Below are 21,626 nucleotides of genomic sequence, written 5' to 3' on the forward strand. Positions count from 1 at the left end.
CCTGACCCAGAGGCGTAACAAAAGGACTTTTTATGCAAGGCAGTAAGATCAGTAATCTCAACATTTCGCCCATGACACTGGGGACAGTCCAGTTCGGGCTTGACTACGGCATCGCAAATACATCCGGCAAGCCCTCTTATGAGACTGCGCGGGACATAATCGCATGCGCATATGAAGGAGGCATCACCTGTCTGGACACGGCGGCTCTCTATGGCGAGAGCGAAACTGTGCTGGGCAAAGCGCTTGCTGAGCTTAAAATATCGGACGAGATTACCGTAGCGACCAAAGTATGCCACATCGCCGATGATCTGAGCATGGCCGAGGCGGACTCGATTGTCGAAAAGTCTGTAATGCAGTCCCTTGCCAATCTGCGCATAGAAGCAATACCCATCTGTCTGTTCCACACTGAAAATAACTTTCTGCAATATGCCGAGTCTCTGCGAAAACTCAAAGAAAAGGGACTGGTAGAGCGTATCGGATCATCAGTTAATACACCCGACGGTGCGTATAGTGTGGTAACATCCGGCCTATCGGAAGCAATGCAGATGCCGTCGAGCGTGCTTGACCACAGGTTCGTTCGTAAAGGCATCTGTTCTGAAGCTGCAAGGCGAGGCACTGCACTATTTGTGCGCAGCGTGTATCTCCAGGGACTCATACTCATGCCCGAAAAAGATATTCTGCCTGAGCTAGCCGATGTGATTCCCATTCGGCGCAAACTCTGCGCCCTGGCATGCCAGGCAGGCATAACACCGGCTGAGTTGGCCGTGAGATATATGCTCGGCGTCGAAGGGATCACCAGCCTTGTGATCGGTGTAGATTCTGTCCAGCAGATGCACGAAAACATTTCGCTGTTCGCTAAAGGTCCGCTGGATGATGACCTTCAGCTGGCTGTCACACAGGCCGTGCCAGACCTGTCCGACAAAATTCTCTTTCCGGGGAACTGGTCGAAACGGATGGCAGATGCGAAACCGGAGAAGTAATGACTTCAGTGCTGAGGTTCCGAAAAGACTGGGAGAATGAGTTGCGGAAAACTGCTGTAATCATAACGGTATGTATGTGTGTATTGTTGGCTGGTTGCACTTTTTCTATAGCTGCTGCTGGGGAAGAATGTGTGGTCGATAAAATAGATGTTGCGCCTGTATGGTCAGGCCACAGCGTCGGTTTTTGCCTGTTGACGTACGGCGATGACCAGTTTGCAACATTCTATGATAAAGACAGGCAGATGACACTTGCCCAGCGCAAGTTAAATGAGCGCACATGGAAGCTTACAAAATTGCCCCAAAAGGTGGGGTGGGACAGTCACAACTATATAACAATGGCTGTTGACAACAACGGTTACTTGCATTTATGCGGCAATATGCACGTGAACCCGCTTGTTTACTTCCGCTCCAAAAAACCTCTCGATATCTCCGAGATGATAAACGTTGGGCATATGGTGGGCACTCAAGAGGAACATGTCACATATCCGCGATTTATGAACGGACCAAACACTGAGTTGATTTTTACTTACCGCGACGGCAAAAGTGGATCAGGCAACCAGATATACAACGTTTATAATGAAAAGACCCAGAGTTGGAGCCGCCTGCTCGATAAGCCGCTGATAGATGGCGAAGGAAAACGGAATGCATACATCGACGGGCCGGTGCTCGGGCCGGACGGATGGTATCACATGTGCTGGGTCTGGAGAGACACCCCTGATTGTTCGACAAATCATGACCCCTCGTATACAAAAAGCCCGGACATGCTCCACTGGTACACAAGCGCAGGTAAGCTATTGGAACTGCCGATTACTTATGAAACTGCAGAGATCGTAGACCATGTGCCGGTGCGTGATGGACTGATCAACTCGAACGTAAGAATCGGTTTTGATTCTCAAAAGCGTCCAATTATCACTTACCATAAATATGATAAGGACGGCAACACCCAGATATATGATGCTCGTCTGGAAAGCGGAGTCTGGAAGACACATCGGATCACTGATTGGAAATACAGATGGTGGTTTGAAGGCGGCAGGTCGATTCAATCGGAGATCGGGCTGTCGGCGGTCATGCCATATGGACCAGGCAAAATTGCGCAGACGTTTAGCCATAAGAAATACGGCTCCAAAAGACTCGTGATTGACGAGCAGACTATGCAGATTGTATCGAACACAAAAACAGAATCCGCAATCATCCGAAAACCGGAAGGAAATTTCCCTGGGCTTATGGTAAAGACCGGCAATGATATCGGCAAATGCTCTGAAGATGGCGTGAGATATATGCTGTGCTGGGAGACACTGGGGGCTAACTATGACAAACCCCGTGAGGGGGAAATGCCGCCGCCGAGCATGCTGCGGGTCTATAAGATAAAGAAATCATAGCCGACTATAGTTTAGTGTTTCCGGTCCGACCGGGTTAGGAAGATGTTATGAGTGATGCAAAACCGCTGGTAAAAGACTCAACAATTCGGATTGCAATGCTGGGGATGGTGGATGGAAACGGCCACCCATACTCATGGAGCGCGATTTTCAATGGATATGACAAAGATGAAATGGCGAAATGCCCGTTCCCGGCCATTCCGGCGTATCTCGACAAGCAGCCGAAAGATACATTCGGCATAGCGGATGCGCACGTCACACACATATGGACTGATGACCCTGCGGATGCAGCAAAAGTGTCCAAGGCGTCACTGGTGCCAAATATTGTATCAAAGGCAGAGGATGTGATCGGTGAGGTGGACGCAGTGATCGTCGCGACCGACAAAGGTTATGAGCATGTAGAGCGGTGCAGACCGTTTGTGGAGGCCGGGATTCCAATCTTCGTCGATAAGCCGATGGTGGATAACGAGGCGGATCTCGAAACCTTCTGCAAATGGGTCGATGAAGGCAAACCAATCCTCTCATCGAGCAGCATGCGCTATTGCAAAGAATTTATCCCATACCAAATCTCCACACACGATCTCGGCGAACTGCGGTATGTAAGCATTCTGACTCCGAAGACATGGGAACGCTACGGAATCCATGCGCTAGAGAGCATATATCCGATAATCGGACCGGGGTTCGTATCGGCCAGAAATACAGGCAGCATGGATCGCAATATAGTACATCTCAAGCACGAGAAAGGCGTCGATGCCACAGTGGTGGCAACTAATGACCTCGGCATATTCGGCGCGATGCAGCTCTGCGGCACAAAAGGATATGCCAATGCCGCCATATCCGACTCATATCACTCGTTCAAAGCACAGCTCGAAGCATTTGTAAAATATCTTATGACCGGCGTCCGACCATTTCCGTTTTCTGAGACAATCGAGCTGATGAAAATGGTCATCGCAGGCATAAAGAGCCGTGATGAGGGTGGTCGGGAAGTTATGCTTGCCGAGATTTCCGAAAAATAGATCAGACTCTCTCAATCTCATCAGCAATTGCACGCGCGGCTGCTACCGGGTCACCAGCCTTGATAATCGGCCGGCCAATCACCAGGTAATCCGAGCCTCTACGCACTGCCTCGCCAGGGGTCATTACCCTTTTCTGGTCACCTACATCACCGCCAGCCGGCCTGACGCCGGGGGTCACTATCATAAAATTATCGCCGCAAGCCTGACGGATTTTCTCGATCTCATGCGCTGAGGCAACTACTCCGTCCAGACCCGCCTCCTTAGCCAGTTTTGCGAAATGAACAACCTGATCGGCTACAGTGCCCGGCACGCGCATCTGGTCGTTGAGCACACACTGGTCTATACTGGTCAGGATCGTCACGCCTATCACCTTGGGTGGCTCCACCCCGGCTTGTTCAGCAGACTCTACCGATGCCTGTTTTGCGGCTTTCATCATGTCCAGACCACCTGCGCAGTGGACATTAAACAGCCACAAACCCCTTTTGGCTATAGCGCGCGACGCTCCGGCGACCGTGTTGGGGATATCATGCAGTTTGCAATCGTAGAAAACTTTATCGGCTCCGGCTGACTTGATCTTGTCAAATATGGCCGGTCCAGCTATGTTTATAAGTTCCAGCCCGACTTTGAATGCCCCCACTTCACCGCTTAGCTTATGTACCAGCTCAACTGCTTTGTCGGGTATATCGACGTCCAGTGGAATAATGATCTTTTGTTTGCTCAAATTCGTTCCTCCACCTATATGCTCGCCTTATATCCTAGCAAGAAAGTAAACAGCAGGCAAGCAACTGTCGGGAGGGAAACTCTTACTGTCTGCATAAGGATAAACAGACAAGACCTGTAGTATAGGATACGTTATAAATGAGCACACATTGCAAAATACGAACAGCAGCAGAATCGGATGTACCACTTGTATTTGAGCTCGTCAGAGACCTGGCCGAATTTGAACATATGACTGACGAATGCGTCGCTACGGAGCAGGATATTCACAATCTGCTATTTGGAACAGGCGCAGTCGCCGAAGCTGTCATAGCAGATTTTGACGGCCAGGCTGCCGGGTTTGCCCTTTTTCTGCACAACTGTTCCACTTTCGCAGGCAAAAAAGTAATATATCTCGAAGACCTGTTCGTCCGGCCTGCTCTACGCGGTAAGGGTATAGGCAAGGCGCTTCTGCTGCATGTAATCGATCTCGCAAAGGAAAGAGACTGTGCCCGCGTGGAGTGGCACGCCCTCAAGTGGAACACACGGGCCATTGAGTTTTATAAGAGCATAGGAGCCGTGCCCAGAGACGACTGGATGTGGTTTCATATGCTCTTGCAGGGGAGTTGGTAGAGCTACCTCTCCCCAACATTCATCAATTAGGACAATATGGAGCAATCGAGAGTAAAACAAATTCGCTTGTTGGCATCGTCAGCCGGTGAATATGATTTTGCCTGAAGCACATAACCATCCGCCGACGCGACTAATACATATGGACGCTGATCGAGACCAGCTAGCTCAAACCTGCCGAGAGCATCCGTGATAGCACATATATCATCCTCGCGCGAATCTATCTTTACAACCGCACCAGCAATAGGACTGCTTTCAGATGTATCCAGAACACTGCCGCTTATAGTAATGCCTGCTTGGCTCGATTGTGGCTGGACTGGCTCTTCCAAAGCCAGTTTGGCTGAGCATACCGGGCAATACTGCCATCCGGGTTTTACAGGCGACTGGCAGTGCGGGCACATCTTTTCAATCTCCAGACCACAAAATGGGCAGTATTTCAGGCCGATAGCGACACTCCTGCCGCAGTGTGAGCACATTTGTGGATCGGGGTATCTGATCACCAGATATGTCACCAGACCGACCACATTGGTCACAAGAACCAGGACAGCCCAGGGCATACCGTCCATTTTCCGCCAGGCACTGTCCAGATATACCCACCATGCCAGCATGACCCAGTATGAAGCTATCGAGAAAACTTCTATAGCCAGCCCAAAGGTTTTGCCCAAAAGAGGATTCAATATAATACTGAGTATGCCTGCCGCGGCAAAAGCGATCGTCAGCTGCTTTGCAGTCTCTTTGGCCTTATCCACAGGACTGTGCACCAGAGAATCGATAAGTATGGAATAGTTTCTGCCAATTGCACGCCACCATCTGATAACCAATATCGTGTAACCACAAACCGGACACGGCTGCCATTGGCTCGGCATCATGGATCCACACCCAGAACAAACCGACGGAACAGATGGACGGAAACGGTAATACAATAAAAAACCTATTGGGCCGGTAAAGAATGTAAAGACTGTCCAAAACGATATGCGATTGCGCCGCCAATTCTCATCCAGGGCAACCCAAACGAATGTGCATATCCAACTCAACAAAACAAAAAACGAGCCGCCGCCGCACACTGCAATTATTCCGCCGCCCCATGCCGCAAGAGATACAATCTCCTTTGCGCGAAGCAAGTTCAAATCATTAGGCTTCATCCGAGTCCTCCCTTGTAACAGACTCAAGCGCAAAGCCTATCGTCAGACACTGACTCCGCTCTACATCTGCAATCTTTGTCTGGCGAGCATACCCCGGCGCATCAGCGCACAGGCTATAAGGGCCCTGAGGTATGTCTTCCAGTCTGAATTCGCCGTTACTACCAGTGGCCATCTCACGCTCTACACGAGTGGAGTCGATAAAGACTCTTGCACCGATTACAGGCTGCAGCGAAACTTTATCAATAACACGACCGCCTATTGAGCCGTTCGCTTCCTCATTATGATACGGCTCACACAGCTCCGGTATACCTTGTCCATCTTGTAATGCGTCATCCAAGTTGGGATGAACCGTAAACGGCTCATAAGGCTGCGGTTTCTCTTCCTGTGGCTTGGACTGCCGCTCATTACAAGTAGGACAGAACTGCCAGCCCGGTTTGAGTTTTTTGCCGCATATAGGGCATTTCGTGTGCAGCGGAGTCCCGCATACAGGACATTTTTTGTAGCGCGAGAAGACTTCTTCCCCGCAGTTTGGGCATAACCTCGGAGGAGCAAGCCGTGCTATCAGATAGGCAGCCAGCCCTATTGGACCTGTGAGTATAATCAGTGCAACCCATGCAAATGAACGCATCCCGCGCCAACCAGCATCCAGCGCGACCCATGTCGGCAGCAAAACAATAAACGCTAGAAAACTGATCAGCGCCGCAAGAGCTGCACTAAACTGCGACATGATTCCATGAACCTGTGCTTCCGGGGGAATAATGGCAACCTTATACTGTGGCAGTTTTCTCCATGCGACAGCAACACTTCCAATTTGCCTGCCATGGGCATCAAATATTGGTGAAACATCAATTTCGTCTGTTGGATTTTGACCCGAAGCAAGCGCGCCCCGCCACCCTTCGACTGTTGGCCGATTGACAAGCCCCATGGGCTTTCTATATTCCTTGGGGTAAGTCGCAATGACTGTGCCATCTCTATCAGCTACCGCTGCCCAAGTCTTTTGTATTCTTCCATCAGAGACTTTTGGAGTAGCCCAGGTATCGACGAGTTGATCAATAGTTTCCCAGGAATAATGACTATTATAATTACCATTGAGTCGGCCCACAGGCTGCAACACATATCCACGAAGCAGATTGGGAGAATTTATGCCTTCGCGTGTCAATTGCTTAACAAGAGCATTCATAGATGAGTTCCGCTCTTGACTGTAATCCCAATAATAGCGAACCTCTCCACCCCTAAAAAATGGCGCCAATACTAGATAGGAAAAATAAGCTGCAAAAGCTATAGTCAATACTAAGCTGGCATAACACAGCCACCCGGCAACTTTTCTCATGATAATTCCTCCATGCTTTTCATCTTCTGAAAGTCATACCGTTCAGCGGCCTTCTCTTTGACGCTACCGCTATCGGAAGGAAAGATGTGACGAATATAGCGACTAAAATAAAAACAGTAATCGGCGCAGGACCTATCGACCATATCGCAGCAGCAAGATTGAAGTGACCCAATACCTGGAGCGATAGCACAACCGCAATCGCACAAAACACAACCAGTGAGCCAAATATCAGAGCAGGCAAACCTTTTGAATAAGGCTGTGCATCCGGCCGGGTCTGTTGCTGATGGAGAGGAATCTGTGCCAGAGCTTGCGAGAGAGACTCAGACTCGGCAAGAGTGGGAATCGGTTCGGCGTCGCGTGAAATCTCATCCACAAGGCATGCATATTTCTCATAAATGCTCCGGCAGTGTTCGCATGCCTCTATATGCGCATGGCACTGCTCCGCTTCGGCCTCCGCCAATTCACCAAGGACATATGCAACAATTTTCGGTTCGTATTTCTCACAGATCACTTTTGTTCTCGCTCCAATGATTTTCTGAGAGTCTTCAACGCATAATGAACCCACGACCTAACCGTTCCACTCGGAGCCTTCATCACTTCGGCAATCTCGTCATATGTGAGTTCCGCGCGAAACCTCAGGATCACAGCCGTGCGATGCTTGTCTTGCAGAGACTCGACTTCTTGCCATAGCATTACCGATTCAGCCCTGCCGACAAGGAAATCTTCAGGCGATACATCCTCGCAAGCCAAATCTATCTCAGACTCATCGCCTGACATCTCCGAAAACAGAGACACACCTTTGCGTTTGCGCCTGCGCAGTTCCTCCCTCGTCAGGTTGAGAGCTATTGTATACAGCCACGTTTTGAAGCTGGATTGTTGTCGAAAGGAGGCAGCACATCTAAATACTCTCACCAGGGTAATCTGAGCAACATCGGCAGAGGCTTCCCTGTCATTAAGATGCCTCTGCGCAAAATCTATCAGCTTACCATGATATCTGGACACCAGCACATCCATCGCGGCTCTTTCACCTGACGCCAAGCGCACGATGAGTTCCTCGTCCGAAAGTCGGTTCAAACCCTGGCCGCTCCTCTTCGCTTCCTCAATTGATTAGATGATGCAAAAGGAGAATTCGTTGAAGTCTAGTAAGAAATTATACGAGGATGATTGAAGAACCTCTCCCCTGCCCCTCCCCAATATGGGGAGGACAGCAGGTTTGCGGTTTCTATGGATTGAAATTGCCGAATTTGCCGTAGTGCAGGCGACCCTCGGGAATTTTGGGCTCGCGCGGCTGCGGAAAACGTGCGCCGTAGCCGAGTGTAACCATGTTGACCACGCCCATCTGCTCAGGCAGATCGAGCGCATCGCGGACTATGGCTTCGGCATTATACTCCTCATCGGCCAGACCCTGGACTCCCACCCAGCACGTAGACAAACCCATGTCGGTCGCTTGGATGAGCATGTTTTCCGTGAAAGCCGAACCGTCCTCAATCCAGAAGTGGTCGAAACCGGTGCGCTCCACACAAACAACAATTACAACCGGAGCCTTTCTAGCTATCTTTGCCCATTTATGGACAGCGGTGAGTTTCTCTTTCGTTTCCTGGTCCCTGACAACAACTGCGTGCCACTGGCATCGATTATGCGCCGAAGGTGCGCAAAACCCTGCCTTGAGCACCTCTTGGATCTGTTCGTCGCTGACTTGTGTGTCTCGATAAAACCGTATACTGCGTCTGTTTTTTATTGCTTCAAGCATCTGCTATCTCTATTCCCTTTCCTGCGCAAGAGCATCTAAGTAAAACACGACCATAAACTTGTATCAAGGCGCGTATTTTGAATATACGATATTCAGAGCGAAACGTGCAATTTACTTAGCGTAAATTGCTTAGCACATGCTCAACATGCGTCCCACGCCAGTATATCTTATCACAATTTGCGCAGAAGCCGAACTCACTCTGAGTTTGAAAAACATACGGAGGCACTCTGCCATAAAGCTCAGACTTGTCTATCGGCACAATCTCGCCGTTGCATATGGTGCATCGGGTAAAAAGTCGATCTCTCGATGGTTTGAGGTCAAATTGCCGCATTACCTGGCGTACCTGATCGCCGGTTGTGCCCCAATCGATAAATATACATCGGCTGCGCACCATTCGGCGGCGGCAGAGCAATCTGTCGCGTGTGAGCAGGATCCGGTCCTCTCGGATCGCTATCCGCACCAACTCATCATCGTCGATGTCGGAGTAATACAGCGTGTCATAGCCGAGCATCCTCAGCCACTTCGCCAGTTTTCCGAGCATTGCATCCGCTAGAAACTTCATATGATTACCTATTGTGGGCAAGAATGCACACATAGACTGGTCGAGGGCAAGAATACTCCCGACCATCGGGGGATTACCTGATTCCAGATTGTCCGGGGGATTCTTACCCCGGACGCACGTATCCGGGCATTCCTGCCCACGAGTTTACCAATCAATGACCTCCAAAGGTTGAATAGACGCACGATCCTCATAATAGAAACCAGCACTTGAGTATTTCCAATCGCACGGATTCGTCACAAAACCTGCTCTTACCGGATTATCATGCATGTATCTCATTTTCTGCTCGCAAAACTTGATTGAATGAATTTGCTCTGGGTGATATCCATCTTGCCATACACCACCTGCCCGCTCAATTGCACGAACCCATGAACTGCGATCTTCCTGACGTATTTTTTCAGCAACTAAATGCGCAGTGTAACCTTTGATATTGCCCAATAGCTGAGGTAAATCGCCATCAGTTTGTGTGCATATCAAGTGGAAGTGATCCGGCATAATTACATATGCATGAAGAATCAAACCCCTGCATTTGATGCAGTAACCTAGACTATCAGTCATGACTCGAAAGTAGTAGTCACGACGAAAAGCCGGTATCCAGTGAATAGTCGCACTGGTTACAAAATGAGGGTAATGGCCATCATATACTTTGAAGTGTGCCGGCATGATTATCAACCATTTAGTGAAATTCTATCAGTTGTACACTTAATCCTCCATTACAAGGCACTTTCCGGGCAGGAATGCCCATGAAGACTGGTCGGGGGCAAGAATACCCCCGACCATCGGTCCCGCTGACTGTCGCCGTACCTACGCCGAAGGAATATCCTAAAGCCGTGTCTAACCTGTGTATGGTACATTTGTTTAACACACTGGAGGATTTCTCAAGTGGCTGATATAGCACAGCTCGAAAATGAACTCAACAGCTTCGAATCTACTGAACGCGCAGATGCGCTGTGTTCCATAGCCGGACGTATGGAAGCGGGGGGGATTACCGTTCCCGGACAAAAAAACGAGGTGAACCTGCATTTCCACACGTTCTTCTCATATAATGCAAATGGCTGGTCTCCCAGCAGGATTGCCTGGGAAGCAAAGAAATACGGTCTTGCAGCGGCGGGAATAGTCGACTTCGATGTGCTCGACGGAATGGAAGAGTTCCTGGCGGCGGGCGAAATTATCGACATCAGGACCACTGCCGCTATAGAGAGCCGCGTGTTTATCAAAGAATACTCGGACAAGGTTATCAATTCGCCAAAAGAACCGGGAATAGCATACTTTATGGGCGGTGGGTGCTTTAAGCTGCCGGACGAAGGCTCACATACCGCACGCCTGCTGCAGAATATGCGAGTGATGGCAGGCCGCAGGAATTTGCAGATGATCGAACAGATCAACTCATGTCTGGAAAAGGTTCAACTCGATTATGATGTGGATGTGACACCTCTCACACCCTCCGGCAATGCCACCGAACGACATATACTCGCCGCTTATGACGCCAAGGCAAGACAGGTCTTTGGAGAAGATGAGACCGCGCTTGCCCAGTTCTGGGCAAAACACCTCGATATACCCTTGGAAGAAACTCAGACACTCCTGCAAGACACACCAAAGCTACATGAAAAAATAAGAAACAAACTCATGAAATTCGGAGGAGTGGGATATGTCGCGCCTACGCCCGACACTTTTCCGCCCATTGAACAGATGATCGAAATGATCCAGGGGATGGAAGGCCTGCCTATGGCGGCATGGCTGGACGGGACAAACCCAGGCGAGTCAGACATGCTCAAGATGCTGACGCTCCTACAAAAGAAAGGCGTCGTCGCGATGAATATCATCCCTGACCGCAACTGGAACATCAAAGACCCGGCTGAGAAATCAACTAAACTCGACCACCTGGCAAGCGCGATAAGAGCCGCAAGAAAGGTCAACTTCCCGATTTGCGTGGGCACTGAAATGAATAAGATCGGGCTGCCGTTTGTTGACGACTTCTTCGCTCCTGAACTGGCTCCATATCTCAATGATTTCCTGGACGGCGCATATTTTCTGTGGGGTCACACATTCCTTGCGCGTGCAGCCGAGATGGGCTTTGCCAGCGAATGGGCACGATTCCATTTCGGTGACGACCGGCCGGGCAAGAACAGCTTCTATACCAGAATTGGACGGGTAACGAGCCCCAAAAAGATTCGGATGATCTCAAGTGGAGCAAACCTGCGAACCGCCTCGCCGACTGAGATTCTCAGGCTGCTGCAGGGATAAATATGCTCGATCAGTTCAAAAATCCGCCTGCACGATACAGGACCATTGCGTTTGATGCGACAGATAAGCCATTGCTGATGCGTGAGGTCAAAATAGAATTCGACCGGATGATGGTCGAGGCAAATCTGCCTGCATCATTAAAGTTGCCCGCGGCGATTGGATCAACAAGCCCATACTTCAGACTGTTCATGGATTATGCAACACGTGTCAGGTATGCTCTTTCACTCGGCAGACGAAAAGCACAGATCGCGTTGATGAGGCCATCAACACAACAGCGTTCGGACTTTTTCGAGTTTTATGATTCTAACCTGCCGATGGAACACGTGTCGCACGATGTCATCGATGAAGATGCTATCGTCGGCGCCACTGTTGTCGACCAATCCCTGATATGCTCATATAGCCGATACGAAATGCTGATCATGCCGCCAATGGATGCGATCCGGTATGAAACAGCCCTGAAAATACAGGAGTTTGTCGATGACGGCGGCCAAGTAATGGCGGCAATGCCGGTTCCAACCAGAGACTCACAAGGCAAAAAGCATGCCGAGGTTGAATCCATATTCGCCGAGATATTCAAATCAAAGTCATGTGAACGTGAGCCTGTTGTGCAGACGAATAACGGAGCTATACTCATTAAGACTTATAATCCGCATGAGCTGGAGGATGTCCTCAGAAACTGCATATGCATGGCGATAAAACCGGAAGTATCCATAAAATCCGATGGCCGTCAATGCCGGGACATCACGTTTGTTCACAGGACATGTAAAGAAGCTGAAATTTTCTTCTTTGCCAACAGCTCCACCACAGCGCACCAGGTGCAGCTCTCGATCAGATGCGATAAGGCACCTCATATACTCGATCCCGAAACCGGTGAGCAGATCGCACTGACCAATTGCACTCAACAGGGCAACCGCACTATACTTCTGCACAACTTTGAAGGATGCGGCTCGCTGCTGTTGTATTTCGACGATGAGCCGAGCCTGGCCGTCCCAACGCCGCAGTCTGAATATGGCCAGCAAATTACCATTCCAGACGATTGGAACATTGACGACGACCATATCGACACGGTGGTCTACAGCCGGAATGTGCTTATTCCTGAATTCTTGCGGGGACAGCGCGTTATCATAAAAGTTGATGACCAGCCGGATATAGTCGAGTTTATTATAAACGGCGCGGCTGCAGGCACCAGGCTCTGGCCACCGTATGAAATGGACATTACCGCATTAGTCAAGCCCGGAATCAACGAAATTACTCTAAAAGTCATGGCCGCATTGCGTCCCCTCGGAAACACCAGTATCAATATCTACTGATCCACCTCCGATTCCGCTTAAGCCCGGATGGGTAAAAATTTATTGACAACAAGGGAACCAATCCCGGTTGCACCCATCGATCTTACGGAGGTGCAAAATGATGGGATCTTTAAGATATACGCTTCTTATGATTGTCGCTGTCGGTGCTCTTATTGCACTGCCGGTGTTCGTCAACGCAGCACAAGCCCGGCAGCAGGCCGATGCGCCTGAATATATGCATATGACCATAACTATCACTGACACCAGCCTATCCGGTTCGGTCGATAAACCTGTCGGTGGACTGTATATTCTGACGGTCCGAAATGACTCATCAAATGCGAGAGGACTGGTAATCAGAGGAACCGATTACTGCTGCTCACCGTATACCAGGCTCGTGAAAATCCTCAGACCGGGTCAGCAAAAGACGTTCAGATGGTATTTCCCAGACCAGAGAAGTGTCGAAATAAGAGACCTGATCCGCTGCGATCCGGCTCCCACAGCTTGCTCGCCATGGGTGCCGGGAGAAAAGAGCCTGACTTTGCGATTCCCGTAATTTCAGATAAGTGGGATGCATTGTGAGCATCCCACTTTATTAAATCAACTGCCCGCATTTTGTGATTGGTAGCTAATTTGTCAAACTGTTTGCTTATTATCGTCACAGGGTAGTATGGTGTCTAGAGCACAAAAATTGCAAAGCAGCACCAACACAAGAGGGGGTATATGAGATGAAATCCCAATATCGTATGTGGCATCTGGTCGTGATTATTGCACTGATCGCCGCATTATGCGCAACCTCAATGGTCGCTATGGCAAATGGTAAGGTAAAACTTAAGCCGATGCCTAAGGAAAAACCTGCGCCCGCCATGACCGGTAGAGGACCCACGACCGTTACTCTGACAACCGTCACGGCATCCAGTATAGGCAACTGCGCATGGATGTATACATCGCTGCCGCTGAATCAGTGCCCGCCGACATCGGTTGCAGGCACAATTCAGGCAATGGCGACGAAAGGACCAGCAGGCGCAGCAGTCATGAATGACAGGGCAAGCGTATTGTCGACATTCACATGCCCGGCAGGCGGACCTACTTATACTGTTAAATTTGTAAGTCTTGCTTCTGCAGGACGGTTCAACACTCCGTTTGGAGGAATTGCGTTCGAGCGATCTATATTCGGCGATACGAAGTTCTTTGCGTTCGATCTGCCCTCCACAACGGCCTTTGTGGCTCTTGTCGGGATCGCAACCATTATGAAAGACAATGATGTGATTGCTGATAATCAGCCCGCACTGGCCGCGATTACCCATGGCATTCACGACGCCAATCATTGCCTGCTGTCACAAGCCGATATCACCAGAAAAGAATTTCACCTGATCGTCCCAGGCTCGCTTGTCGATGGCGTCAGTCCTGTCCCTAATTTTCCAAACGGTTACTTCTATATATACTGGCCGTCAGCGGACTTTAACATCAGCAAAGAAACCATTACGATACCGGCAGAGACTATCGCACCTCTCGGCCGAGGACCAAGCAACCCGGGTAAGCTTGTTATAAATCTGACGGACAAGGGGATTCATAAAACGGTCGGCACCGCCCAGTTTGGCCTATACGATATCACGGTCAAAAACATATCAAAAAAACCACAAGGGCTATATATGACCGGCACGGATATCTGCTGCACGGATTACAAGCGCTTCTCCACGATACTCAAACCGGGCGCGAGCCAGAAGTTTACTTTCTATTTCGCTCCTGGAAAGGTCGTGATGAGGCCATTCTGCTGCGCGATCAAGACGCCTACGTCCTATAAAGACTATAACTGGACCGGACCAGCGACATCGATCAAATTTGAATAGCGTTGGGTGAAGATATATTTGGCTCGGCGGGAGCCTCGCCCTCCCGGCATGCATCTTGCAGAAAGAGCCGAAGTGAGCAAGAATTTCCAGGTAACCGGACTATATCGGTCCGATTGTAGATGAAATTTGGCCGGATATGATTATGGTCGGGGGCATGGCTGTCCCCGACCAGTCTTTAACGTGAGATGGCTTTCAGACCTTTGAGAAGTTCGATCTCACCGTTGGTCAGGCCATCGAACTCACCACTCTTGTCATGAGTATCCATCTGCGAAACTTTTCTGATATCCTCGACATCGACAATATCCTGAGGCCGTATATGCCGCTCGGCATCAGCACAGGCGCTCTCGATACGGGCAATACATTCGTCCGTGACAGCCCTGAGATCGGCCATAAGCCGGGCTGCACTCTCCTCCAGCACCTTGAGGTCCGCTGGAGAGAGCGGAGGGTCCTTGCGAGCCTGGATCTGCCCTGCATGCAGCATCCATTTGATCCCGCGATATGCGCCGTAGCAGATACCAACCACCACCAATATCGAAAATATTGTATCCATATACTCTATGCCACCACATCCAGATGAGATTCGCCGTCATCCTCATCGGGTTCATCCTCATCAGAAGCAAGCATATGCCGCTCCAACTCACGGCGGCGCTGCTCGCGGTCGTGCCTTACCTTGTCGCGCCGAAGCTGCTCCGAGGCATCCGTCTTTTTCTGCAGAAGCACGGCTTCATCTTCCGCCAATATTTGTTCCTGAGTTATATCAGTAGCTCTCTGAGTCGCACCGGGCGACCGGTCGATCTCCATCGACTTTGTCAGCGACGACGCCAAATTCATCGCATCGGGTCCAGGTCCCACCGGCCTCACCTCCCCGTCTAGGAGTTAGAGGTCAGATGCTAGAGGTCAGAAGAAACCCTAACATAGACCACGAAACACTACTAACCGCATTATTCACGAAGATCGTGAATAATGCTCTCGGAGCCCCGGATTATGCGGAAAACGCATAATCCAGGCTAATGCACAAATTATCGGCAGATTGGCTCGCAAACTTGAGCACATCTCGACATCAGCACGCGCAGATCGTTATCCGTAACCTCCTTTTTGGTGTCCGCAACCTCAAGAAACCTGGTATGAATGTGCTCCAATTCCCCAGCAGATATTGTATAACCCAGTGACTCCAGCCTGTGCCGGAGCGCATGACGGCCGGACCTTGCGGTGAGCACGATCTGCGTGCCATCCGAACCCACATCCTCGGGTGAGAATATCTCGTAGTTGCTGCGGCTCTTCAAGACACCGTCCTGATGAATGCCTGAAGAGTGAGCAAAGGCGTTGGCTCCTACCACTGCTTTGTTGCGGGCTATGGCAAGGCCGGTCAGACGGCTGACCATGTTGCTGGTCGGGCATAGCTGACTCGTCACGATGCCTGTCCTTGCCCCATAATAACCGCTGCGCACTCTGATGCCCATCACGACCTCTTCCAGAGACGCATTGCCTGCGCGCTCGCCTATGCCATTGACCGCGCATTCAACTTGCTGAGCACCAGCCTTGACCGACGCAAGAGAGTTCGCCACGGCCAGACCCAGATCGTTGTGGCAGTGTACGCTCAAAACAGCATGGTCGATATTCGGCACATTACGCCTTATGTCGGATATCAGCCTGCCCCACTGCGCAGGCACAGCATATCCGACCGTATCGGGAATATTGACTACTGTCGCACCCGCATCTATCACGGCTTCGATGAAACGAAACAGATATTTCCTATCGCTTCGGGAAGCGTCCTCTGTCGAATACTGCACGTCCGGGCACAGCGTGCGGGCATACTTTACAGCCTCCACGCCGATTTGTAGTATCTCCTCACGGCTGCGATTGAACTTGCCTTTGATATGAATATCCGAACTGCCCAGCACTATATGTATGCGCGGGCGTTCGGCCTCGCGGATCGAATCCCATACGGCGTCTATATCCGATTTGACCGCGCGCGCCAGGGCAGTTATTACCGGTCCCCGTATATTTCGCGCAATTTCTTGAACCGCCGCAAAATCACCCGGCGATGATGCGGGAAAACCTGCCTCTATAATGTCAACATTCAGCCTCTGAAGTTGAATTGCTATCTCCAGCTTTTCAGAGCCGGTCAAACTCGCGCCGGGTGACTGCTCGCCGTCGCGAAGGGTGGTGTCCAGAATATGAACCATGCGTTCCATAGCTTTCTCCTTTTCATAGCTAAGAGTGGAAAGTGGAGAGCTAAAAGCCCGGAACCACTTCCACAAGACCAAACACGTTGTTCGAGATCGTCAAGATCACTAAGGTCGCTAAGACCGCTGTCCATAAAACCACCACCTTTCGATTTAGTATTTAGTATTTGAGATTGAGTATTGTTAACGTGAGTGAAAGGTTGTCCGACCGCAATCACAATGCAAAAAGCAGATTCCTCACATTCGTTCGGAATGACAGGCTGTGCTTTGTTTGTGTGCTGCGCGCAAAGCAGTCGCATGCGCTCCCAAATACTCAATATAAAATAATCAATATAAAATAAAAAAGCGCTTCGTCTCCATACAGAGACGAGCGCTTTGCTCTCGTGGTACCACTCTGATTGACCGACGCTTACGCGCACGGCCCACTCTACCCGCTGCGGCTAAGGCCCGTACGTCCTAAGCGACAGCGTCTTCCTTTTAACGGTGGAAGTTTCCGTCCCAGTCTACTTTCCGTCTGTACCGACGGATTTCGGTGGGCGACTCAAGAGGGAGTTGGGGCAGTGCCTGCAACGCCGGTTTCCAGCGACCCGGCTCTCTGGCAGTCCGGCTCTCCGCCTTACTGATCTCTATCATAGTCTTTGGTGGCTATTCAGTTGTATAATCCTATTATTGCCCGGATGTGGGTGATTGTCAACATTTTTCCGCAAAAAATTCTCAACCAAGACGCTGCGGCTGTCGTAGTCATTGTGGAGGAGAGTTGTTGGTGGTGCCGACGGACGCCGAACTGGCAGAACAATGTCTGCAAGGCGATAATCGAGGATTTGACTATCTGGTGAAACGATATCAGAAACAGGTGACTGCATTCTGCTATCGTATACTCGGTGACACCAACCAGGCATCTGACGCGGCGCAGGAAGCATTCGTGAAAGCGTATTATGCCCTGGAAAACTTCAGGCAGGACGCATTATTTCTAAACTGGATCATGAAGATAGCGGCTAATACGTGTTATGACATGTTAAGGAAAATTGGCCGAACTAGAACAAAATCACTTTATGAAGATCCAATTCAGGCAGACCAGTTGCAATCCGAAGAGCCCTCTCCCGAGAAAATTGCAATCAATAATGAGGGTCACAAGCTGCTCTGGGATGCAATACAGAGCCTGCCTGTTAATCACAGAATGCCGTTGGTGCTTTTCCATTTTCACGATATGAAGCTCAGGGAGATTGCCGAAGTGCTTGACAGACCTGAAGGGACTATAAAATCGAGTTTGCATACAGCGCGCGAAACGCTGCGGCGCAAACTGCAAGGGGTGATAGTTGAAATATGAAGTGCACAGATGCTAGAGAAATAGTCCAGAACTCGATGGATGGAGATCAATGCCCAAACGCAAGATTGGCATATGAGCATATCGCCGAATGCACAGACTGTCAAAAGTGGAAGTCGGGAATGGAAGCCATATTAGCCGCTGCGAATGAGGCTGTCGAAGCTATTCCAAACATAGATATATCAACCACAGTAATGGCGCGCCTGCCGGAACATCATCCGGCAAGCGCTGAATATACTGGGAAACACCTGCTTGCGCTAGCTGCGGCAAGCTGGTTTGCCGGAGCCGCAATTCTTGTGGCTGTTTTGAGTATCTGGATGACCGTGAACGGCATATCGCTTACATCTCTGCCGACCCTGCTGTATAGCTCTGTTAAAGAATTGGTGATATTTATAAACACAATTATATCGAGTGCAGGTGCGGCAGCGATAGCGACCATCGGCAAGTCTGCGCCAACGCTTAGGGAGTTTGCAGTCAAGATGAAGCCACTGATGCTGTTTACCACGGCAACTGATATCGGACTGATCATAGCAGGCTATCTGCTCTGGACGCATAGAAAAACAATAACCGGTCTGAATCTTATTTAACCGACGGGAGGGATTCAACATGAAAACAAAAATTATGATATTACTGGCGGCAGTCGCCTTCATCACGAATGCCTGTTATGCGCAGGTGCAGGACAGGATCGAGCTGCCGAAAACATGGCGCTTCAGCACCGATCCAACAGATATTGGCCTGAAGAACGGGTGGCAGAAGCCCGATTTCGATGCATCGGGCTGGCGAAATATTGATGTGCCCGGTGTCTGGGAAAATCAGGGGATCAACCAGCCGAATCCTAACTATCAATCGCTCGGGACGCCAAAAGGTTATGACGGTTATGCGTGGTATCGGCTGAGCATGGTTATTCCAAGCGATTGGAAAAATAAAACTGTCTATCTTAACCTTGGAAAAATAGACGATCATGATTGGACATATTTCAATGGCTCGCTTATAGGTCAGATGAGCACTCGAAATGATGCCGTTCTGTTCGTCAGGTCCTATCAAGTGCCTGCGGAGATGATTAAATATGGTGAATCCAATCTCATTGCGGTGCGGGTTCTCGATTTTGGAGGATGGGGAGGAATAATTGAAGGTCCAGTTACCATTACCACCGGCAGCCCGGAGACTGCAACAAACAGCGCCTCCAGTTCACAGACCGAAGTCCAGGATAGAGTGCAGGTTACCGGCAATGTTACCGTGGGACCCGGTGAGACCGTAGGGGATGCGGTTGCGGTAATGGGCAATGTGACTGTAAAGGGTCATGTTACCGGTGAAGCCACGGCTGTTATGGGCAATATAGTTGTAGAAAACGGTGGAGTCGTTGACGGAAATGCCACAACCGTCTGCGGGCAAGTGATTCAAAAAAATGGAGGCAAAATTAAAGGCCAGACGACATCCGTCGGTGGATGGAAAGGTATATCTGGTATTCCTTGGGGATGGGCCGGTTTCGGCTGGATATTTGGGTTATGGGGAGATTTAGCGTATGCGCTGGTTATGGCCGTGCTGGCTGCACTGGTGGTCGCTCTGTTCCCGGCAAGAATGGAAACTGTGGCCGGCACTCTGCTCGAACAGCCCGGAAGATCCGCTTTGTTTGGGATCGTAAGCGGTCTTCTGATAGTGCCTGTAACAATGCTGCTGATCCTCACCATTATAGGAATCCCACTGGTGCCTTTGGAAATATTGCTGATAATAATCGCCTTTATTGTAGGGCAAATATGCGCAGGTCTGGCGGTGGGAAACAGAATAATATCTGCAATAAACAAACCGCCGCTGCCGTCCGTTCTGGCTGCCGCTATCGGTATGCTGGTGCTGGGAATCGTAAAGATGATGCCGTTTATCGGCGGACTGCTGGTATTCGCAATGTATGTGCTTGCGTTCGGAGCAGTCATTATTACCGGCTTCGGCACCCACAAGAACTGGTTCGGAAACAGGTTCCATAAACATGGACCCCCTCCGGCTCAGACACCCATGCCATCAAGCGAACCGGCAAACAACACAGAAACCCCTTGTGATTGAGTATTTTAGATTGATTATTGAGTATTTTATTGGGAATTGGGGATTGGCGTTCGGGCTGGATCGGATATCCAGCCCGAACTGATATTTGGCACCTACAGAGTCATCTATGACAATGAACGTCCATCGCTAAAATTTATACCACAAACCCCACTCTTCGTCCTGTCTCAGAGCAAAGCTCGCCAGCAATCTCCGCAGCAACCCCGGCATTGTTCTTTAGCAGAGCTATATTGGCCTTTATAGACTCGCCATTGGTAAGCTCCCCTACTCTGCCGAGCAGATATGGTGTAAGCTCCTTGCCTTTGATCCCCTTCTCAGCCGCTTCAGCAACAGCTTTATCGATATGCTCGGCTGCAGATACTTCGTCAGACTTGGGCACAGGCACTGCTACTATCGTCGCGGAACGCGTACCTAATGCGCTGCCTGAAAGCTCCAATATCTTGATTAACTCGCATGCATCATCGACCCTCGGAATGGATATGCCCGTGGAAGACGAATAAAATGCGGGCAGTTCAGATGTCTGATAGCCATATATGGGCACGCAGTGTGTCTCCAGCCATTCGACAGTGGCAGCAATATCCAACACTGCTTTTGGTCCTGAACATACGACTATGACAGGCGTCCGTATCATCTCCCAAAGGTCGGCGGATATATCGAATGTCTCAGATGCGCCGCAGTGGACTCCTCCGATTCCGCCGGTGGACATAACGGCAATGCCCGCCGTGGAAGCTATGCGCATGGTGGCTGAGACTGTTGTGCCACCGTCTATCTTTTTCGCTAGCGCGTAGGGTATATCTCGAACGGCTATCTTGGCGGCGCCGCCATCGCCTAGTTTCTTGATCTCCTCTTCAGTAAGACCGACCCTCAGCTTGCCGTCAATCACTCCGATTGTGGCTGGGACTGCTCCGGCATCCTTTACAGTCTGTTCAATGGCCAGGGCTGTCTCGACATTGACGGGCGACGGAAGCCCCTGTGTGATAACGGAAGATTCCAGCGCGACCACGGGCTTATCAGTGTTCAGTGCACTGGCAATTTCATGAGATATGTCAAGCGGGTTTTGCATTTACGCCTCCATTGCGTCTTTGTTAAATTATAGGCGTCCAGTGGTAATATGTGCAATTGATAACCATGGAATTTTCGGCTCAGCAGGAGCTTCGCCCTCCCTTGTAATAGCTTACCATAGTGAGCATGCTGAGCACCGTCGA

General features: G+C 50.2%; 22 protein-coding genes and 1 pseudogene. 11 read left to right on the forward strand and 12 right to left on the reverse strand.

Annotated elements, in window-relative coordinates; all coding sequences use genetic code 11:
- Positions 1-32 precede the first annotated feature (32 nt).
- Genes LLG46_02705 through LLG46_02715 form a run of 3 tightly spaced genes read left to right on the forward strand, consistent with a single transcriptional unit; the run spans position 33 to position 3,372 of the window.
- Positions 33-980, forward strand: coding sequence for an aldo/keto reductase (locus tag LLG46_02705; protein MCE5322208.1), 948 nt, complete (start codon positions 33-35; stop codon positions 978-980).
- Positions 980-2,359: a BNR repeat-containing protein gene (locus tag LLG46_02710; GenBank protein MCE5322209.1), complete on the forward strand. Its 1,380-nt coding sequence runs from the start codon at positions 980-982 to the stop codon at positions 2,357-2,359. Before LLG46_02705 ends, LLG46_02710 begins: the two co-directional genes overlap by 1 nt.
- A gap of 47 nt (positions 2,360-2,406) precedes the next feature.
- A complete protein-coding gene (locus tag LLG46_02715) occupies positions 2,407-3,372 on the forward strand; it encodes a Gfo/Idh/MocA family oxidoreductase (protein ID MCE5322210.1) in 966 nt (321 codons plus the stop codon).
- A 1-nt stretch (position 3,373) separates the two neighbouring features.
- Here the strand turns inward: LLG46_02715 and pyrF are convergent, their stop codons facing one another.
- Positions 3,374-4,093 (reverse strand): orotidine-5'-phosphate decarboxylase, encoded by a 720-nt coding sequence (pyrF, locus tag LLG46_02720; protein ID MCE5322211.1) that lies wholly within the window; start codon positions 4,091-4,093, stop codon positions 3,374-3,376.
- Between the two features lie 137 nt (positions 4,094-4,230).
- On the opposite strand from pyrF, the gene LLG46_02725 reads away from it, so the two are divergent.
- Positions 4,231-4,701 carry a GNAT family N-acetyltransferase gene (locus LLG46_02725; protein ID MCE5322212.1) on the forward strand — a complete coding sequence of 157 codons (471 nt, stop codon included), beginning with the start codon at positions 4,231-4,233 and terminating at the stop codon, positions 4,699-4,701.
- Positions 4,702-4,727: 26 nt separating this feature from the next.
- On the opposite strand, the gene LLG46_02730 is transcribed toward LLG46_02725, so the two are convergent.
- The 7 genes from LLG46_02730 to LLG46_02760 form a co-directional block, all read right to left on the reverse strand.
- Positions 4,728-5,840 (reverse strand): zinc ribbon domain-containing protein, encoded by a 1,113-nt coding sequence (locus LLG46_02730; GenBank protein MCE5322213.1) that lies wholly within the window; start codon positions 5,838-5,840, stop codon positions 4,728-4,730.
- The gene (locus LLG46_02735) at positions 5,830-7,170 is read right to left on the reverse strand and encodes a carboxypeptidase regulatory-like domain-containing protein (protein MCE5322214.1); all 1,341 of its coding nucleotides are present in this window, start codon (positions 7,168-7,170) and stop codon (positions 5,830-5,832) included. The genes LLG46_02730 and LLG46_02735 overlap by 11 nt, the downstream gene beginning before the upstream one ends.
- Positions 7,171-7,189: 19 nt before the next feature.
- Positions 7,190-7,681, reverse strand: coding sequence for a zf-HC2 domain-containing protein (locus tag LLG46_02740; protein ID MCE5322215.1), 492 nt, complete (start codon positions 7,679-7,681; stop codon positions 7,190-7,192).
- Positions 7,678-8,244, reverse strand: a complete 567-nt coding sequence (locus LLG46_02745) for an RNA polymerase sigma factor (protein MCE5322216.1) — start codon at positions 8,242-8,244, stop codon at positions 7,678-7,680. Before LLG46_02745 ends, LLG46_02740 begins: the two co-directional genes overlap by 4 nt.
- Before the next feature lie 148 nt (positions 8,245-8,392).
- A complete protein-coding gene (locus LLG46_02750; protein MCE5322217.1) occupies positions 8,393-8,920 on the reverse strand; it encodes a nitroreductase family protein in 528 nt (175 codons plus the stop codon).
- A 115-nt stretch (positions 8,921-9,035) separates the two neighbouring features.
- Positions 9,036-9,548 (reverse strand): Mut7-C RNAse domain-containing protein, encoded by a 513-nt coding sequence (locus LLG46_02755; GenBank protein ID MCE5322218.1) that lies wholly within the window; start codon positions 9,546-9,548, stop codon positions 9,036-9,038.
- Positions 9,549-9,626: 78 nt separating this feature from the next.
- Entirely contained in the window at positions 9,627-10,142 is a 516-nt protein-coding gene (locus tag LLG46_02760; protein MCE5322219.1) for a transposase, read from the reverse strand.
- Positions 10,143-10,361: 219 nt separating this feature from the next.
- Between LLG46_02760 and LLG46_02765 the strand changes: the two genes are divergently transcribed.
- The 4 genes from LLG46_02765 (at position 10,362) to LLG46_02780 (ending at position 14,859) form a co-directional block, all read left to right on the forward strand.
- Positions 10,362-11,723 (forward strand): hypothetical protein, encoded by a 1,362-nt coding sequence (locus LLG46_02765; protein ID MCE5322220.1) that lies wholly within the window; start codon positions 10,362-10,364, stop codon positions 11,721-11,723.
- A 2-nt stretch (positions 11,724-11,725) separates the two neighbouring features.
- On the forward strand, positions 11,726-13,033 hold the full coding sequence (locus LLG46_02770; GenBank protein MCE5322221.1) for a hypothetical protein: 1,308 nt from the start codon (positions 11,726-11,728) through the stop codon (positions 13,031-13,033).
- 97 nt (positions 13,034-13,130) lie between these two features.
- Entirely contained in the window at positions 13,131-13,565 is a 435-nt protein-coding gene (locus LLG46_02775; GenBank protein MCE5322222.1) for a hypothetical protein, read from the forward strand.
- Between the two features lie 172 nt (positions 13,566-13,737).
- Positions 13,738-14,859 (forward strand): hypothetical protein, encoded by a 1,122-nt coding sequence (locus tag LLG46_02780; protein MCE5322223.1) that lies wholly within the window; start codon positions 13,738-13,740, stop codon positions 14,857-14,859.
- A 175-nt stretch (positions 14,860-15,034) separates the two neighbouring features.
- Here the strand turns inward: LLG46_02780 and LLG46_02785 are convergent, their stop codons facing one another.
- From LLG46_02785 to LLG46_02795, 3 genes and pseudogenes are all read right to left on the reverse strand, one after another.
- Complete coding sequence (locus tag LLG46_02785) at positions 15,035-15,409, reverse strand: hypothetical protein (protein ID MCE5322224.1); 375 nt, start codon at positions 15,407-15,409, stop codon at positions 15,035-15,037.
- A gap of 5 nt (positions 15,410-15,414) precedes the next feature.
- A complete protein-coding gene (locus LLG46_02790) occupies positions 15,415-15,711 on the reverse strand; it encodes a hypothetical protein (protein MCE5322225.1) in 297 nt (98 codons plus the stop codon).
- Positions 15,712-15,914: 203 nt separating this feature from the next.
- Positions 15,915-17,054: pseudogene (locus tag LLG46_02795) on the reverse strand (2-isopropylmalate synthase).
- Positions 17,055-17,808: 754 nt separating this feature from the next.
- On the opposite strand from LLG46_02795, the gene LLG46_02800 reads away from it, so the two are divergent.
- From LLG46_02800 to LLG46_02810, 3 genes are read left to right on the forward strand one after another with little or no spacing between them, the layout of a single operon-like run.
- Positions 17,809-18,372: a sigma-70 family RNA polymerase sigma factor gene (locus tag LLG46_02800; protein ID MCE5322226.1), complete on the forward strand. Its 564-nt coding sequence runs from the start codon at positions 17,809-17,811 to the stop codon at positions 18,370-18,372.
- Positions 18,369-18,956 carry a hypothetical protein gene (locus LLG46_02805; GenBank protein MCE5322227.1) on the forward strand — a complete coding sequence of 196 codons (588 nt, stop codon included), beginning with the start codon at positions 18,369-18,371 and terminating at the stop codon, positions 18,954-18,956. The genes LLG46_02800 and LLG46_02805 overlap by 4 nt, the downstream gene beginning before the upstream one ends.
- Positions 18,957-18,975: 19 nt before the next feature.
- Positions 18,976-20,424 carry a hypothetical protein gene (locus LLG46_02810; protein ID MCE5322228.1) on the forward strand — a complete coding sequence of 483 codons (1,449 nt, stop codon included), beginning with the start codon at positions 18,976-18,978 and terminating at the stop codon, positions 20,422-20,424.
- A 133-nt stretch (positions 20,425-20,557) separates the two neighbouring features.
- Here the strand turns inward: LLG46_02810 and LLG46_02815 are convergent, their stop codons facing one another.
- Positions 20,558-21,484 carry a pseudouridine-5'-phosphate glycosidase gene (locus LLG46_02815; GenBank protein ID MCE5322229.1) on the reverse strand — a complete coding sequence of 309 codons (927 nt, stop codon included), beginning with the start codon at positions 21,482-21,484 and terminating at the stop codon, positions 20,558-20,560.
- Positions 21,485-21,626: the final 142 nt, after the last annotated feature.

The sequence above is a fragment of the bacterium genome, from assembly GCA_021371935.1.
In the GTDB taxonomy this organism is placed as follows: Bacteria; Armatimonadota; UBA5829; order UBA5829; family UBA5829; genus UBA5829.

What these genes read in the sequence shown, in the direction of transcription:
- LLG46_02735 (MCE5322214.1), bottom strand. Translation starts at nt 7,170, where the DNA reads ATGAGAAAAGTTGCCGGGTGGCTGTGTTATGCCAGCTTAGTATTGACT.
- LLG46_02750 (MCE5322217.1), bottom strand. Translation starts at nt 8,920, where the DNA reads ATGCTTGAAGCAATAAAAAACAGACGCAGTATACGGTTTTATCGAGAC.
- LLG46_02755 (MCE5322218.1), bottom strand. Translation starts at nt 9,548, where the DNA reads ATGGTCGGGAGTATTCTTGCCCTCGACCAGTCTATGTGTGCATTCTTG.
- LLG46_02810 (MCE5322228.1), top strand. Translation starts at nt 18,976, where the DNA reads ATGAAAACAAAAATTATGATATTACTGGCGGCAGTCGCCTTCATCACG.
- LLG46_02815 (MCE5322229.1), bottom strand. Translation starts at nt 21,484, where the DNA reads ATGCAAAACCCGCTTGACATATCTCATGAAATTGCCAGTGCACTGAAC.
- LLG46_02705 (MCE5322208.1), top strand. Translation starts at nt 33, where the DNA reads ATGCAAGGCAGTAAGATCAGTAATCTCAACATTTCGCCCATGACACTG.
- LLG46_02725 (MCE5322212.1), top strand. Translation starts at nt 4,231, where the DNA reads ATGAGCACACATTGCAAAATACGAACAGCAGCAGAATCGGATGTACCA.
- LLG46_02775 (MCE5322222.1), top strand. Translation starts at nt 13,131, where the DNA reads ATGATGGGATCTTTAAGATATACGCTTCTTATGATTGTCGCTGTCGGT.
- LLG46_02715 (MCE5322210.1), top strand. Translation starts at nt 2,407, where the DNA reads ATGAGTGATGCAAAACCGCTGGTAAAAGACTCAACAATTCGGATTGCA.
- LLG46_02760 (MCE5322219.1), bottom strand. Translation starts at nt 10,142, where the DNA reads ATGCCGGCACACTTCAAAGTATATGATGGCCATTACCCTCATTTTGTA.
- LLG46_02805 (MCE5322227.1), top strand. Translation starts at nt 18,369, where the DNA reads ATGAAGTGCACAGATGCTAGAGAAATAGTCCAGAACTCGATGGATGGA.
- LLG46_02730 (MCE5322213.1), bottom strand. Translation starts at nt 5,840, where the DNA reads ATGAAGCCTAATGATTTGAACTTGCTTCGCGCAAAGGAGATTGTATCT.
- LLG46_02780 (MCE5322223.1), top strand. Translation starts at nt 13,738, where the DNA reads ATGAAATCCCAATATCGTATGTGGCATCTGGTCGTGATTATTGCACTG.
- LLG46_02770 (MCE5322221.1), top strand. Translation starts at nt 11,726, where the DNA reads ATGCTCGATCAGTTCAAAAATCCGCCTGCACGATACAGGACCATTGCG.
- LLG46_02710 (MCE5322209.1), top strand. Translation starts at nt 980, where the DNA reads ATGACTTCAGTGCTGAGGTTCCGAAAAGACTGGGAGAATGAGTTGCGG.
- LLG46_02785 (MCE5322224.1), bottom strand. Translation starts at nt 15,409, where the DNA reads ATGGATACAATATTTTCGATATTGGTGGTGGTTGGTATCTGCTACGGC.